Source organism: Pantoea sp. CFCC18179, from assembly GCF_059412405.1.
In genome coordinates this window covers 170,195-185,089 of record NZ_JBNBPM010000001.1, presented here as the reverse complement: position 1 = coordinate 185,089, position 14,895 = coordinate 170,195, and the positions used below count along the sequence as shown (strand labels likewise).

Sequence of the window (14,895 nt, the reverse complement as noted above, 5' to 3'; positions counted from 1 at the left end):
GTACGCAGGGGGAGAGAATGGAAAAACCGCTAATCGGCAAAAAGATACTCATTGTCGAAGATGAGGTCGTTTTCCGTTCATTGATCGACAACTTACTGACGCATTTAGGTGCCAGCACGCTAGAGGCTGGCGATGGTCTGGATGGTTTAACGTTGTTGTCCGCGCAGTCTGTGGATCTGGTGATTTGCGATCTCGAAATGCCCCGCATGGGCGGCATCCCCTTTGTAGAGCGCATCCGCAGTCGCGGTAATAATGTGCCGATCTTAATTATCTCAGCCACGCAAAACATGGCGGACATTGCCCATGTTTTACGCCTCGGCGTGCAGGATGTTCTGCTCAAGCCGCTAAAAAATCTCGAGCGCTTTCGTGAAGCAGTATTTGAATGCCTTTATCCCTCTATGTTCACGTCTAAAGTGGAGGAAGATGAACAGCTTTTTCAGGATTGGGATGCGTTAGTCAGCGATCCTTTGGCGGCTTCCAAGCTACTCAAACAATTACAACCGCCGGTTCAGCAGACGATTGCCAATTGTCGCATCAATTATCGCCAGTTGACGATGGCTGAGCAGCCGGGGCTGGTGCTGGATATTGCCGCTCTCTCTGAAAATGATTTGGCTTTCTACTGCCTGGACGTCACTCGCGCGGGGGATAATGGTGTGCTTGCTGCACTGCTATTACGCGCGTTATTTAACGGTTTGCTTCAGGAGCAACTCTCCGGTCAAAAGCAGCGATTGCCCGAACTCAACGGGCTGTTACGGCAGGTCAACATGTTGCTGCGCCAGGCCAACCTCAGCGGACAATTTCCGCTGTTGGTCGGTTACTACCATCGGCAATTAAAAAACCTGATCCTGGTTTCCGCCGGTCTCAACGCGACGTTGCACATTAATACCCATCAGATTCAACTCAGTAATGGCGTGCCGCTTGGTACTATGGGCAGCACGCATCTCAATCAAATCAGCCAACGTGCCGATGCCTGGCAGTGCCATATTTGGGGTGCCGGCGGCAGGCTTCGTCTGATGCTTTCAGCTGAAGAATGACCCATCAGATTTAAATTTTTCGCGGGTTGAAGACAGGGCCAAAGCTAAGCTTTACACTTGGGTAATAGTCTTAAATTCCGCGGATTAACTCCATCCAGGATAAATCCGTCTGATAGTAACTGGTATACTCATTTCGTTTTTAAACCGACATATCAAGTATTAACTTGAACGGCCTATTAAGAGAGGTATTTAGATGTCTGCCTATAAGACTAAAGTAAAAAAAGCGGTAATCCCTGTTGCAGGTCTTGGTACGCGTATGCTGCCTGCGACTAAAGCTATTCCAAAAGAGATGTTACCGCTGGTCGATAAGCCGTTGATCCAGTATGTCGTGAATGAGTGTATTGCTGCAGGCATTAACGAAATTGTACTGGTTACCCACTCTTCTAAAAACGCCATCGAAAACCACTTTGATACCAGTTTTGAGCTGGAATCTATGCTGGAAAAACGTGTTAAGCGTCAGCTGCTGGATGAAATCCAATCTATCTGCCCGCCACACGTAACTATCATGCAGGTTCGTCAGGGTATCGCGAAAGGTTTGGGCCACGCGGTAATGTGCGCACATCCTCTAATCGGTGATGAGCCATTTGCCGTAATCCTGCCAGACGTAATCATCGACGAATATGAATCTAATCCAGCAACAGAAAACCTGGCAGAAATGCTGGCGCGCTATGAAGAGAGCGGCCGTAGCCAGATCATGGTTGAGCCAGTTGCTGACGTGACTGCTTACGGTGTGGTTGACTGCCAGGGCGCAGATATTGGTCCGCGTGAAAGCGCGCCAATGGTCGGTGTGGTTGAGAAACCAAAAGCTGCTGAAGCACCTTCAAACCTGGCGGTAGTGGGTCGTTACGTGCTGTCTGCAGAAATCTGGCCACTGCTGGCGAAAACCCCTCCGGGCGCAGGCGGCGAAGTTCAGTTGACTGACTCCATTGCTATGCTGATGGAAAAAGAAACCGTTGAAGCTTATCACCTGACCGGTGTTAGCCACGACTGCGGTAACAAACTGGGTTACATGCAAGCATTTGTTGAGTACGGCGTTCGCCATCCAGTATTGGGTAAAGATTTCACCCAATGGCTCGAAGGCGCGGTAGGCAACAAAAAGTAACTCAATAAACACGGGATAATTCAATGAAAGTCACTGTATTTGGTATCGGCTATGTCGGTCTGGTTCAGGCTGCGGTGTTGGCCGAAGTCGGACATGACGTTCTCTGTATTGATGTCGACGAAAAGAAAGTCGAAAACTTAAAGAAAGGCCACATTCCGATTTTTGAACCGGGCCTGACTCCACTGGTAATGTCAAATTATGAGTCGGGTCGTCTCAAGTTCAGCACCAATGCGGAAGAAGGCGTAAATCATGGCGTAATGCAGTTCATCGCTGTGGGTACACCACCCGATGAAGACGGTTCTGCCGACCTGAAATATGTGACTGCCGTTGCGCGTACCATTGCGCAGCACATGAGCGATCATAAAGTTGTTATCGACAAATCTACGGTACCGGTGGGTACTGCAGATCGCGTTCGTGCGGTAATGACTGAAACTCTGCAAAAGCGCGATGTAAACATCGCTTTTGATGTAGTTTCAAATCCGGAATTCCTGAAAGAAGGTGCTGCGGTTAGTGACTGTATGCGTCCGGAGCGCATCGTTATTGGTACCGATAATGAAGACGTTGTTGAGCTGCTTCGTGAACTTTATGAGCCGTTTAACCGTAATCATGATCGCATGATTTTGATGGATATTCGCAGCGCTGAGCTGACTAAGTATGCCGCTAACTGCATGCTGGCCACCAAAATCAGCTTTATGAACGAAATTTCCAACCTGGCAGAACGTTTGGGAGCCGACGTTGAGAAAGTGCGCCAGGGGATTGGTTCAGATTCCCGTATCGGTTATCACTTCATCTATCCAGGTTGTGGTTACGGTGGTTCATGTTTCCCGAAAGACGTGCAGGCACTGATTCGTACTGCTGAGTCAATCGGTTACACACCGCGTCTGCTGCAAGCGGTAGAAGATGTCAACGATTCACAGAAGAACAAGTTGCCAAGCTTTATCAAGCGCCATTTTGGCGACGACCTGCGCGGCAAAACGTTTGCTCTCTGGGGACTGGCGTTTAAACCAAACACTGACGATATGCGCGAAGCATCAAGTCGTGTGCTGATGGAAACCTTGTGGGAAGCCGGTGCGACAGTGCAGGCATTTGATCCAGAAGCAATGGATGAAGCACAGCGAGTTTACGGCCATCGCGACGATTTGAAGTTGATGGGTACCAAAGAAGCGGCGCTGCAAGGCGCAGATGGCTTAGTCATCTGTACTGAATGGCAAAACTTCCGTGCGCCAGATTTCGATGTCATCAAATCCGCGTTAAAACAACCCGTGATTTTTGATGGTCGTAACCTGTATGATCCAGAGCGTATCAGCAAACGCGGCTTTACGTATTATGCAATCGGCCGCGGAGCGTCAATTCAAATCGTAGAATAATGAGGGATGTATGAAGTTTCTGGTCACAGGCGCGGCAGGTTTTATTGGTTTTCACGTAAGTCAGCGCTTGCTGGCGGCCGGTCACCAGGTTGTAGGTATCGACAATCTGAATGACTATTATGATGTCAGCCTTAAACAAGCTCGCTTAGATCAGATTACGCAACATCCTGATTTTATTTTCGTAAAAATGGACCTGGCGGATCGCCAGGCCATTTCTTCTTTATTCTCCGAACATGCATTTGAGCGCGTTATTCATTTAGGCGCACAAGCAGGTGTACGTTATTCCATCGCTAACCCGCATGCTTATGCGGAAGCCAACTTGATCGGACATCTCAATATTCTTGAGGGTTGTCGTCATCATAAAATTGGCCACCTCTTATATGCTTCATCCAGTTCCGTCTATGGATTGAATAGTAAAATGCCTTTCTCAACGGACGATTCCGTTGATCATCCGGTATCTCTCTATGCGGCGACCAAAAAAGCTAACGAATTGATGTCGCACAGTTACTCCCATTTGTACCAATTACCCACAACGGGATTACGCTTTTTCACCGTGTATGGTCCTTGGGGCCGCCCGGATATGGCGCTGTTTAAATTTACCCGTGCGATGTTGGCCGGTGAATCGATTGATGTTTACAACAATGGTCAAATGACGCGCGATTTTACCTATATTGATGATATTGCTGAAGCCATCGTCCGTTTGCAGGATGTTATTCCGCAACCAGATGATAAGTGGACGGTGGAAACCGGTTCACCCGCCAGCAGTTCTGCGCCTTATAAAGTTTATAATATTGGCAATAGCCAGCCGACGAGTTTGATGACGTATATTGAATCACTTGAAAAGGCGTTGGGTATTGAGGCAAAGAAAAATATGTTGCCAATGCAACCCGGCGACGTGTTAGGAACCAGCGCAGATACCCAACCGCTCTATGATGCGATTAATTTCCGTCCGCAAACCGGAGTAGAGCAGGGCGTACAACAGTTTGTTGATTGGTATCGTCATTTCTACCAACAATAAACGTGCATAAAAAAAGGAAGCGAGATGCTTCCTTTTTTCTTACCTGGTCAAAAGTGAATGAGTTTTAACTCACCACAATTCGAAGCACCGAAACGATTACAATAAGAAATCGTCCAGCTGTTTACCTTGTTCTTCAATTGCTTTTTTAATCATTGCTGGTGTGCGACCCTGGCCCGTCCACGTACGGTTTTCACCGTTTTCGTCAACATAAGAATATTTAGCAGGACGTGCAGCACGCTTAGCCTTTCCCGGTGCTTTGGTTTCAGAAAGCGCTTGTAATAACTCATTAGGATCGATGCCGTCGGCAATCAGCATCTCGCGATACTGCTCCAGTTTACGGGTACGCTCCGCGTTTTCCGCTTGCACATGAGTGTCTTCTTCACGACGCTCATTCACCACAACTTCGAGTTTTTCCAGCATCTCTTCTAACGTTTCCAGAGAGCATTCCCGAGCCTGTGCGCGCAATGTACGGATATTATTAAGAATTTTAAGTGCTTCGCTCATTGTCCTAATCTCAAAATATATTAAATGGAGTTGTTCTGCCGACTCATAATAGTGGTGCAAAAAAATAACTGCAATAGCCAGATTTAAAAGCAAAACGTAAAATAAAAAAATGGCTAACTTTTATAACTGAAGGGTAAATATAATTATTGAATCGGTAATCTTTTTTAGTTAACCCGAGCCTCAGGCCGTAAAGTTCAACACCAACCCTTACGCTTCTTCTGGAATAGTAATGAATAAAGTTTAGCCATTAGCTCGGCTTTATCAAAACGTGCTGCCTTTGGCATCTGCTGGAGATTTGACGCTTGCAGGTGAAGTTAATTTGGGCATTCGATAAAAACAATGCATCACTACAGTTATAAAGGTTTGTGATAAACTGCGGCGCATCAGATTTAGGCTGCGATGAGATTTTGCTTATGGCTCAACTTTATTTTTATTACTCAGCAATGAATGCGGGTAAATCAACAGCTTTGCTTCAGTCTTCCTATAACTATCATGAACGTGGCATGCGTTCGTTGGTGTACACCGCCGAAATTGATGATCGCTTTGGTGCTGGCAAAGTCAGTTCGAGAATTGGCCTTTCGTCTCCTGCATTTTTATATAACGCTGAAACGCAATTAGATCAGGAAATCGCCGATGAACATGCTAAACAACCGGTGCATTGTGTACTCGTCGACGAAAGCCAGTTCTTGACGCGTGAACAGGTTAAAGCGTTATCGGATGTCGTCGATAATCTTGATATTCCGGTTCTCTGTTATGGCTTACGTACCGATTTTCGTGGTGAGCTATTTGTTGGCAGTCAATATTTGCTGGCTTGGGCTGACAAGCTGGTTGAACTTAAAACCATCTGCCATTGTGGACGCAAAGCGAGCATGGTTTTGCGACTGGATGCGAGCGGCAAGCCCTTCAGTGAAGGTGAACAAGTGGTTATTGGCGGAAACGAACGTTATATTTCGGTGTGTCGCAAACATTATAAACAAGCGATAGACGAAGGTTCGTTGAAAGCGATATATGGATCACAGCCTCCTCAGGTCTAGCTCTCTAGCCGCATGAAAAAACCCGCCGAAGCGGGTTTTTTCATTAGCGTTATTTAAACTTTTTTCGCTTTTTTCTCAACTTTCAGCTCAGCTTTACTCTCCACAACTTTCTCATCAAGCGACTCTGAGAATTCACGGCCGTAGAAGGTATCCAGCATAATTTGTTTCAGTTCAGCAATCAGCGGATAACGTGGGTTGGCGCCAGTACATTGGTCATCAAATGCATCCTCAGCCAATTTGTCGACTTTAGCGAGGAAATCAGCTTCCTGTACGCCAGCTTCACGGATTGAGGTTGGGATCCCCAGTTGGGTTTTCATCTCTTCCAACCATGCCAGCAATTTCTCAATTTTCTGAGCTGTACGGTCACCAGCAGCTGACAGACCCAAATGGTCGGCAATCTCAGCGTAACGACGACGTGCCTGTGGGCGATCGTACTGGCTGAAAGCCGTCTGCTTAGTTGGGTTATCATTCGCGTTATAACGGATAACGTTCGAAATCAGCAGGGCATTAGCTAAACCGTGTGGAATGTGGAACTCAGATCCCAGTTTGTGCGCCATTGAGTGGCAAACACCCAAGAAGGCGTTTGCAAACGCGATACCTGCGATGGTTGCAGCATTGTGAACACGTTCGCGGGCTACAGGATTCTTAGCGCCATCACGATAGCTCGCCGGCAGGTTCTCTTTCAGCAGTTTCAGTGCTTGCAGTGCCTGACCATCAGAATACTCGTTCGCTAATACTGAAACGTAAGCTTCAAGTGAGTGGGTTACTGCATCCAGGCCACCAAATGCACACAGTGAACGTGGCATATCCATCACCAGGTTAGCATCAACAATCGCCATATCTGGAGTGAGCGCGTAATCCGCCAATGGATATTTTTGACCGGTTGCGTCATCGGTTACCACGGCAAACGGCGTAACTTCAGAACCAGTACCGGAAGTGGTGGTGATGGCAACCATGCGCGCCTTCACACCCATTTTCGGGAATTTGTAGATACGTTTACGAATATCCATGAAGCGCAGGGCCAACTCTTCGAAATGCGTTTCCGGATGTTCATACATTACCCACATGATTTTCGCTGCATCCATCGGTGAACCACCGCCAAGAGCGATGATTACGTCAGGTTTGAAGCTGTTCATCTGCTCTGCACCTTTACGCACGATGCTGAGCGTTGGGTCGGCTTCAACTTCAAAGAACACCTCAGTTTCGATACCGTGCGATTTGAGTACGCGAGTTACCTGGTCGGCATAACCGTTGTTAAACAGGAAGCGGTCAGTCACGATGAAGGCGCGTTTTGCACCGTCAGTTGCCACTTCTTCCAGCGCGATTGGTAGTGAGCCACGGCGGAAGTAAATAGACTTCGGAAGTTTATGCCACAACATATTTTCAGCTCGCTTGGCCACGGTTTTCTTGTTGATGAGATGTTTAGGTCCCACGTTTTCAGAAATGGAGTTACCACCCCATGAACCACAGCCCAGCGTCAGAGACGGAGCCAGCTTGAAGTTATACAGGTCGCCGATACCACCTTGTGAAGCAGGGGTGTTGATCAGGATACGCGCGGTCTTCATCTTGTCGCCAAAGTAATGCACGCGCTCAATTTGGTTGTCCTGATCGGTGTAGAGGCAAGAGGTATGGCCGATACCGCCCATCGTCACCAGTTTCTCCGCTTTATCTACTGCGTCGTGGTAATCCTTCGCACGATACATGGCTAAAGTTGGAGACAATTTCTCATGGGCAAACGGTTCTGATTCATCAACCAACTTCACTTCACCAATCAAAATCTTGGTGGTGGCTGGCACGCTGATTCCCGCCAGCTCAGCAATTTTGGTTGCGGGTTGTCCGACGATTGCCGCGTTCAGAGCACCATTTTTTAAGATGATATCCTGAATAGCTTTGAGCTCTTTGCCTTGCAGCATGTAGCCGCCGTGGCTGGCGAAGCGTTCGCGCACCGCGTCGTAAGCTGAATCCACAACTATTACGGATTGCTCTGAAGCACAAATTACGCCGTTATCGAAGGTTTTTGACATCAGGATGGAAGCGACTGCACGTTTAATATCAGCGGTTTCATCGATAACCACTGGGGTGTTGCCTGCACCCACACCAATCGCTGGTTTACCAGAGCTGTATGCTGCTTTCACCATGCCTGGTCCGCCGGTTGCAAGGATCAAGTTGATATCTGGGTGATGCATCAATTGGTTTGACAGCTCAACAGAAGGGACATCAATCCAGCCGATAATATCTTTCGGTGCACCTGCAGCAATGGCGGCTTGCAGTACGATATCAGCCGCTTTATTGGTTGCATCTTTGGCGCGTGGATGTGGAGAGAAGATGATGCCGTTACGCGTTTTCAGGCTGATTAACGCTTTAAAGATTGCAGTTGAAGTTGGGTTGGTGGTTGGAACGATACCGCAAATCAGGCCAATCGGCTCAGCGATGGTGATGGTACCGAAAGTGTCGTCGGTCGCGAGAATACCGCAGGTTTTTTCATCTTTATAGGCGTTGTAAATGTATTCAGAGGCGAAGTGGTTTTTGATCACTTTGTCTTCAACAATACCCATACCGGATTCTGCGACAGCCATTTTGGCGAGTGGAATACGGGCGTCTGCAGCGGCGAGGGCGGCAGCGCGGAAAATAGCATCAACTTGTTCCTGACTAAAATTAGCGTACTCACGCTGTGCCTTTTTAACACGTTCAACCAGTGCATTTAGTTCGGCAACATTAGTAACGGCCATAGTGCTCTCCTGAAGGAAGTTAAACTCTTTTAGTAAACAAGCCTGAGTCCAGAAGTATAGTCGCGCTATGCTTATATATTGGTCAGGTTAGCCATGATTTGCGTTTGCTTACTAAAAGGGTTTCCTGGTCAAGATGCTTAATGCTCAGAAGTGGTTTCGATGCGGTAAGATTACCCCTGATGGGGTAGGTGAATTTTGATGCAGATCAATTTAAATCCAAGCTGACACCATTCAGCACCAACTTTTGCAAGTAAAGTTAGCAAGGTGTGCCACGCAATCAGCACGCTTCAGCTTCATCGCGATAACGGGGAATTAACAGTAGTTGAATGAACTGGTTATTATTGTTTTTAGTAGCATAAATTTCTGCGCAACCCTCTGGTTTTATGCCCGGCTTATGCACTACATTAAGCGCGATTTTATCCTGAACCTTCCCGGAGCCCATTTTGAATCCTGTATTACTTGACCTTTCCGGCTACATTAAATTTTTTGTCGGTCTATTTGCTCTGGTTAATCCGGTAGGCATCATCCCTGTATTTATCAGCATGACCAGTTACCAGGGTGTGGTTGAGCGCAACAAAACCAACCTGACGGCGAATCTGGCCGTTGCGATTATTCTCTGGACATCCTTATTTTTGGGTGATGGCATTCTGCACGTGTTTGGTATCTCAATCGATTCATTCCGGATTGCCGGCGGCATTCTGGTGGTGACTATTGCCATGTCGATGATCAGTGGGAAGCTGGGTGAAGATAAGCAGAATAAGCAGGAGAAATCAGAAAGCGCGATCCGAGAAAGTATTGGCGTGGTGCCGTTAGCTTTGCCGCTGATGGCGGGACCGGGTGCCATCAGTTCCACCATTGTGTGGAGCACCCGCTATCATAGTTGGCAAAATCTGCTTGGTTTTAGTCTTGCGATTGCCATTTTTGCGTTTTGTTGTTGGCTGCTGTTCCGTGCTGCACCGTTAATGGTTCGCGTGTTGGGCCAAACTGGCATCAACGTTATTACCCGAATTATGGGCTTATTGTTGATGGCATTAGGCATCGAATTTATCGTTACTGGGATGAAATCAATTTTCCCTGGTTTATTGAATTAAATGCCGGTTATTTTTCCACGCGACTTAATGTTGTGAACCAAATTGGTGCAATATGGTTTTTTATTGCACCGATATGATGCTTTAATTCATGCTGCTTAACTCACTTCTTCAACCATCACTTTTACTACTTACCTAATTTCACTCAGTATCAATTTCACAGAAGATTGTGATGATAGTCACAGTTAATTGCTCTGCATAATTTTTATTAGTTAGCATTACAGAACGCTTAGTATCGTATTTAATAACGAATAATGCGGTGTAGGCATTTCTTTATAGCTTAATGAGTAAATGTTATGAGTTTTAAAAGATTAAGGCTAAAACATCGACAAATACTGGTAAAATGTCAATTTAATCAATATATTACGAGATAATTCACATTGATAATTAACACTTTTCCTGTTCAGGCGAACGTGATAAAAGAGAATCCGCTAACATTTTTGTAGTTTAGCTTTGGCGTGCGGGCATTTGTTCTGATAATTTTCGGCACATCGCAAATTTTTTAACTGATAGTGACAAATGTGTACGCTTCTTGCTTACAGGCTATCGGGCTTATGATTAAGGTTGATATTTGTTGATGAAATGCATGGTAGCGAAAATAACGGCATGTTCAGCGCTGGCTTTATGCCTCACGGGAATGTTGGCTCAAAGCCAGGCAGCGCAAGTTCCAGCAGGTACGCCATTATCAGATGCACAACGCATTGTGATAAATAACGGTAGTGAAGTGGCCACGTTAGATCCGCACAAAGCCGAAGGTGTTCCAGAATCAAATGTCATGCGTAATCTGCTTGAAGGGCTGGTTGAAACCGACAATAACGGTCAAGTAGTGCCGGGTGTTGCAGAGAAGTGGCAGAGTGAGGAGAGCCGCATTTGGACCTTCACCCTGCGCGATAATGCGCGCTGGAGCAACGGCAAGCCCGTTACCGCGAATGATTTTGTCTACAGTTGGCAACGCCTGGCTAATCCAAAAACCGCCTCACCTTACGCCAGTTATTTGCAGGCGGCTCATGTTGCCAATATTGATGCGGTGATGTCGGGCAAAGCAACTCTCAATCAACTCGGCGTTAAAGCGCTCGACGATCGTCACCTGCAAGTCACTCTCTCTGAGCCTGTTCCCTATTTTGTTGCGATGCTGGCACACAGTGCCATGAAACCAGTTTATCGCCCGGCGATTGAGCAATGGGGCGAGCAATGGACGCAACCACAACATTATGTGGGCAATGGTGCGTATACCTTGTCTGAATGGGTGGTGAACGAAAAGCTTGTGCTGAAGCGTAATCCTAATTATTGGGACAATGCGCATACCGTTATTGAAGAGGGCGTGTTTTTACCGCTCTCATCGGAAAATAGCGACGTTAACCGTTATCGCAGCGGCGGCACTGATATGACCAACAGCGCTGTACCGCCGGAGATGTTTAAAAAGTTACAACAGGATCTTGGCGATGAAGTGAAAGTCAGCCCGCTGTTATGTACTTTCTACTATGAAATCAATAACAAAAAAGCACCGTTTACCGATGTTCGTGTGCGCACGGCACTGAAGCTAACGCTTGATCGCGATATCATTGCGCAAAAAATCATGGGGCAGGGGCAAATACCTGCGTATGGTTTAACGCCGCCGTTTATCCACGGTATCACACTCTCTCCGCCAGCCTGGTCGCAACAAACACAAGCCGAACGCAATGCGAGCGCTAAACAGCTGCTGGTTGAGGCCGGTTTTAATCAACAAAACCCACTGCGTTTCACTCTGCTGTATAACACTTCGGAACAGAACAAACGGCAGGCGATTGCCGCGGCGTCGATGTGGCAAAAGAATCTTGGTGCGGTGGTGACACTGCAAAATCAGGAGTGGAAAACGTTGCTGGAAACGCGTCATCAAGCGCAATACGACGTAGTTCGAGCAACGTGGTGCGCCGACTATAACGAGCCATCGACTTTCCTGAATATGTTATTGAGCGGTTCTTCCACCAACACCGCATTTTATCAAAGCCCAGCTTTCGATCAGCTCATGCAGAAAACGTTGAATGTAGCGGATGAGGCGCAGCGCGCTTCCCTTTATCAGCAAGCTGAAGCGCAACTTGATAAAGATTCGGCAATTATCCCGGTGTATTACCGGGTTAGCGTTCGGCTGGTCAAACCTTGGGTGGGCGGTTTTACCGGTAAAGACCCGCAAGATATGCTGGGATTGCAATACTATTACATAAAGAAACATTGAGTAATGTGGTGATCCGGCGCTACAGTCGGGCGGCACATTACCGTGGTAAACCCTGAAGGGTGATGAGGGTCTCTGTTCAGACAGGCAGAGATCACCTGGCAACAGGGTACGCCAGGCGAGCAATCGACCTGGTAAAGATAATAAAACTGGAGCGTAATAATGAACAACATCACGAAAAAAAGCCTGATTGCTGCGGGCGTATTAGCAGCAATCGGCGCGCTGGCAGGGAATGCCGCGCTGGCCGCAACGGTACCAGCAGGCGTTGAATTGGCAGCAAAACAGGAGTTGGTGCGCGGTAACGGCGACGAAGTTCAGTCGCTGGACCCACATAAAATTGAAGGTGTTCCTGAAGACAACATCGCGCGTGATCTGTATGAAGGTTTGATCACCAGCGACAGCGATGGCAAACCGGTCCCGGGTGTGGCGGAAAGCTGGGAAAACAAAGATTTCAAAGTCTGGACTTTCCACCTGCGTAAAAATGCCAAATGGTCTAACGGCGAGCCGGTAACCGCACAAGATTTCGTCTACAGCTGGCAGCGTTTGGTGGATCCGAAAACGGCATCACCTTACGCCAGCTATCCGCAATACGGCCATATCGTCAATGTTGATGACATCATCGCAGGCAAAAAACCAACTTCCGAGCTGGGCGTAAAAGCCATCGACGATCACACGTTGGAAGTGACGCTGAGCGAGCCTGTTCCGTATTTCTACAAATTGCTGATCAACTCAGTGATGTCGCCGGTATACAAACCGGCGATCGATAAATTTGGCGATCAGTGGACGCAGCCGCAGAACTGGGTTGGGAACGGCGCATTCAAGCTCGAATCACACGTGATTAACGAGCGCGTTACCTTAGTGCGTAACCCAGAATATTGGGATAACGAGCACACCGTGCTGAACAAAGTGACCTTCCTGCCAATCAACTCAGAAGTCAGCGACGTGAATCGTTACTTCTCAGAAAATGGCAGCGATATCACCTACAACAACATGCCAATAGAGCTGTTTAAAAAATTACAGCGTGATAACGGCAAAGAGCTGATGGTTAAGCCATACCTCTGCACCTACTACTACGAAATCAACAACCAGAAAGCGCCATTCACCGATCCACGCGTCCGTACCGCGCTGAAACTCGGTCTGGATCGCGACATCATGGTGAACAAGGTTCTGGCGCAAGGTCAGCAACCGGCTTACAGCTTCACACCGCCAGCCACCGATGGCATGGAATTGTTGCCGCCGGATTGGTTCAAATGGGATCAGAACAAGCGTAACGAAGAAGCGAAAAAACTGCTGGCGGAAGCCGGTTATACCGCAGATAAGCCGCTGACTTTCAACCTGCTGTACAACACTTCCGATCTGCACAAGAAATTGGCCATCGCCGCCTCTTCGATCTGGAAGAAAAACATTGGTGTGAACATCAAGCTGGAAAACCAGGAGTGGAAAACCTTCCTGGATACTCGCCATCAGGGCAACTTTGACGTGTCACGCGCCGCATGGTGCGCGGACTACAACGAACCAACGTCGTTCCTGAATATCATGTTGTCTGACAGCAGCAGTAACACCTCGCACTACAAGAGCGCAGACTTCGATAAAGTGATTCACGATGCCGTTAAAGCCGCAGACGATAAAGCACGCGTAGCGGATTATCAGAAAGCTGAGCAGATCCTGGATAAAGACAGCACCATCGTGCCGGTTTATTACTATGTGAACGCGCGTCTGGTGAAACCATACGTCGGCGGTTACACCGGTAACGATCCGCTGGATAAAACCGTCGATAAAAATCTGTATATCATTAAACATTAATAGCACTCAGGCTATCGACAGTGGCGGTGCTGCGGCACCGCCTTTTTACTTTGTGAAGCAACAGCCTGGTAGGTACGGCAATGTTAAAATTCATTCTGCGTCGGCTTTTAGAAGCCATCCCGACGTTATTTATCCTCATCACCATCTCATTCTTCATGATGCGACTGGCACCCGGCAGTCCTTTCACCGGCGAACGTGTGCTGTCGCCTGAGGTGATGGCCAATATCGAAGCGAAATACCACCTCAACGATCCGATTGGTAAACAATATCTGAGCTATCTGGTGCAGTTGGCGCATGGTGATTTTGGCCCATCGTTTAAATACAAAGATTACTCAGTGAATTATCTGGTGGGTCACGCATTCCCAGTGTCTGCCAAACTCGGCTTGGCTGCCTTTTTCCTGGCAGTGGTGTTGGGCGTCACCGCCGGTGTGATTGCCGCCTTGAAGCAAAACAGTTTGTGGGATTATGCCGTGATGGGGGTCGCGATGACCGGCGTGGTGATCCCCAGCTTTGTCGTGGCACCGTTACTGGTGCTGGTATTTGCGATTACTTTACGTTGGCTGCCGGGCGGCGGCTGGAACGGCGGACAATGGAATTACATGCTGTTGCCGATGGTGGCGCTGTCCTTAGCCTACATCGCCAGCATCGCACGTATTACCCGCGGTTCAATGATCGAAGTGATGCACTCCAACTTCATCCGCACCGCACGTGCTAAAGGCTTACCGCTGCGTCGTATCGTGCTGCGCCACGCGCTGAAACCAGCGATGTTGCCGGTACTTTCCTATATGGGACCCGCGTTTGTCGGCATCATCACCGGCTCAATGGTAATTGAATCGATCTATGGTTTGCCGGGTATTGGTCAGTTATTCGTTAACGGTGCCTTAAACCGTGACTATTCGCTGGTAATGAGTCTGACCATTCTGGTTGGCGTGCTGACCATTCTGTTTAACGCCATCGTTGACGTGCTGTACGCCGTTATCGATCCGAAAATCCGTTACTGATTGTGG

Annotated in this window: 11 protein-coding genes; 9 read left to right on the top strand and 2 right to left on the bottom strand. The window is 47.9% G+C overall.

Features of this window, described 5'->3' with window-relative positions; genetic code table 11:
- The first annotated feature begins 17 nt into the window (after window positions 1-17).
- From rssB to ACPUC7_RS00840, 4 genes are all read left to right on the top strand, one after another.
- Window positions 18-1,034 (top strand): two-component system response regulator RssB, encoded by a 1,017-nt coding sequence (rssB, locus tag ACPUC7_RS00855; RefSeq protein ID WP_494921414.1) that lies wholly within the window; start codon window positions 18-20, stop codon window positions 1,032-1,034.
- A gap of 193 nt (window positions 1,035-1,227) precedes the next feature.
- On the top strand, window positions 1,228-2,136 hold the full coding sequence (gene galU, locus ACPUC7_RS00850; protein ID WP_343552733.1) for a UTP--glucose-1-phosphate uridylyltransferase GalU: 909 nt from the start codon (window positions 1,228-1,230) through the stop codon (window positions 2,134-2,136).
- Between the two features lie 23 nt (window positions 2,137-2,159).
- The gene (locus ACPUC7_RS00845; protein ID WP_343552734.1) at window positions 2,160-3,503 is read left to right on the top strand and encodes a UDP-glucose dehydrogenase family protein; all 1,344 of its coding nucleotides are present in this window, start codon (window positions 2,160-2,162) and stop codon (window positions 3,501-3,503) included.
- Between the two features lie 10 nt (window positions 3,504-3,513).
- Window positions 3,514-4,521, top strand: a complete 1,008-nt coding sequence (locus ACPUC7_RS00840; protein ID WP_494921413.1) for an NAD-dependent epimerase — start codon at window positions 3,514-3,516, stop codon at window positions 4,519-4,521.
- 96 nt (window positions 4,522-4,617) lie between these two features.
- Here the strand turns inward: ACPUC7_RS00840 and hns are convergent, their stop codons facing one another.
- Window positions 4,618-5,025: a histone-like nucleoid-structuring protein H-NS gene (gene hns / locus ACPUC7_RS00835; RefSeq protein WP_494921412.1), complete on the bottom strand. Its 408-nt coding sequence runs from the start codon at window positions 5,023-5,025 to the stop codon at window positions 4,618-4,620.
- A gap of 413 nt (window positions 5,026-5,438) precedes the next feature.
- Between hns and tdk the strand changes: the two genes are divergently transcribed.
- The gene (gene tdk, locus ACPUC7_RS00830; RefSeq protein WP_494921411.1) at window positions 5,439-6,059 is read left to right on the top strand and encodes a thymidine kinase; all 621 of its coding nucleotides are present in this window, start codon (window positions 5,439-5,441) and stop codon (window positions 6,057-6,059) included.
- A gap of 53 nt (window positions 6,060-6,112) precedes the next feature.
- On the opposite strand, the gene adhE is transcribed toward tdk, so the two are convergent.
- A complete protein-coding gene (adhE, locus tag ACPUC7_RS00825) occupies window positions 6,113-8,788 on the bottom strand; it encodes a bifunctional acetaldehyde-CoA/alcohol dehydrogenase (RefSeq protein WP_343552738.1) in 2,676 nt (891 codons plus the stop codon).
- Window positions 8,789-9,231: 443 nt separating this feature from the next.
- On the opposite strand from adhE, the gene ACPUC7_RS00820 reads away from it, so the two are divergent.
- The 4 genes from ACPUC7_RS00820 (at window position 9,232) to oppB (ending at window position 14,889) form a co-directional block, all read left to right on the top strand.
- Entirely contained in the window at window positions 9,232-9,879 is a 648-nt protein-coding gene (locus tag ACPUC7_RS00820; protein WP_494921410.1) for a YchE family NAAT transporter, read from the top strand.
- 574 nt (window positions 9,880-10,453) lie between these two features.
- Window positions 10,454-12,088, top strand: a complete 1,635-nt coding sequence (locus tag ACPUC7_RS00815) for an ABC transporter substrate-binding protein (protein WP_494921409.1) — start codon at window positions 10,454-10,456, stop codon at window positions 12,086-12,088.
- A gap of 159 nt (window positions 12,089-12,247) precedes the next feature.
- The gene (gene oppA, locus ACPUC7_RS00810) at window positions 12,248-13,888 is read left to right on the top strand and encodes an oligopeptide ABC transporter substrate-binding protein OppA (protein WP_494921408.1); all 1,641 of its coding nucleotides are present in this window, start codon (window positions 12,248-12,250) and stop codon (window positions 13,886-13,888) included.
- An 80-nt stretch (window positions 13,889-13,968) separates the two neighbouring features.
- Window positions 13,969-14,889, top strand: coding sequence for an oligopeptide ABC transporter permease OppB (gene oppB, locus ACPUC7_RS00805; protein ID WP_007892378.1), 921 nt, complete (start codon window positions 13,969-13,971; stop codon window positions 14,887-14,889).
- Window positions 14,890-14,895 lie beyond the last annotated feature (6 nt).

Bases quoted from the DNA above. Each gene is read 5' to 3' on its own strand.
- hns (WP_494921412.1), bottom strand. From the start codon at position 5,025: ATGAGCGAAGCACTTAAAATTCTTAATAATATCCGTACATTGCGCGCA.
- ACPUC7_RS00840 (WP_494921413.1), top strand. From the start codon at position 3,514: ATGAAGTTTCTGGTCACAGGCGCGGCAGGTTTTATTGGTTTTCACGTA.
- ACPUC7_RS00845 (WP_343552734.1), top strand. From the start codon at position 2,160: ATGAAAGTCACTGTATTTGGTATCGGCTATGTCGGTCTGGTTCAGGCT.
- ACPUC7_RS00815 (WP_494921409.1), top strand. From the start codon at position 10,454: ATGAAATGCATGGTAGCGAAAATAACGGCATGTTCAGCGCTGGCTTTA.
- galU (WP_343552733.1), top strand. From the start codon at position 1,228: ATGTCTGCCTATAAGACTAAAGTAAAAAAAGCGGTAATCCCTGTTGCA.
- rssB (WP_494921414.1), top strand. From the start codon at position 18: ATGGAAAAACCGCTAATCGGCAAAAAGATACTCATTGTCGAAGATGAG.
- oppA (WP_494921408.1), top strand. From the start codon at position 12,248: ATGAACAACATCACGAAAAAAAGCCTGATTGCTGCGGGCGTATTAGCA.
- tdk (WP_494921411.1), top strand. From the start codon at position 5,439: ATGGCTCAACTTTATTTTTATTACTCAGCAATGAATGCGGGTAAATCA.
- adhE (WP_343552738.1), bottom strand. From the start codon at position 8,788: ATGGCCGTTACTAATGTTGCCGAACTAAATGCACTGGTTGAACGTGTT.
- oppB (WP_007892378.1), top strand. From the start codon at position 13,969: ATGTTAAAATTCATTCTGCGTCGGCTTTTAGAAGCCATCCCGACGTTA.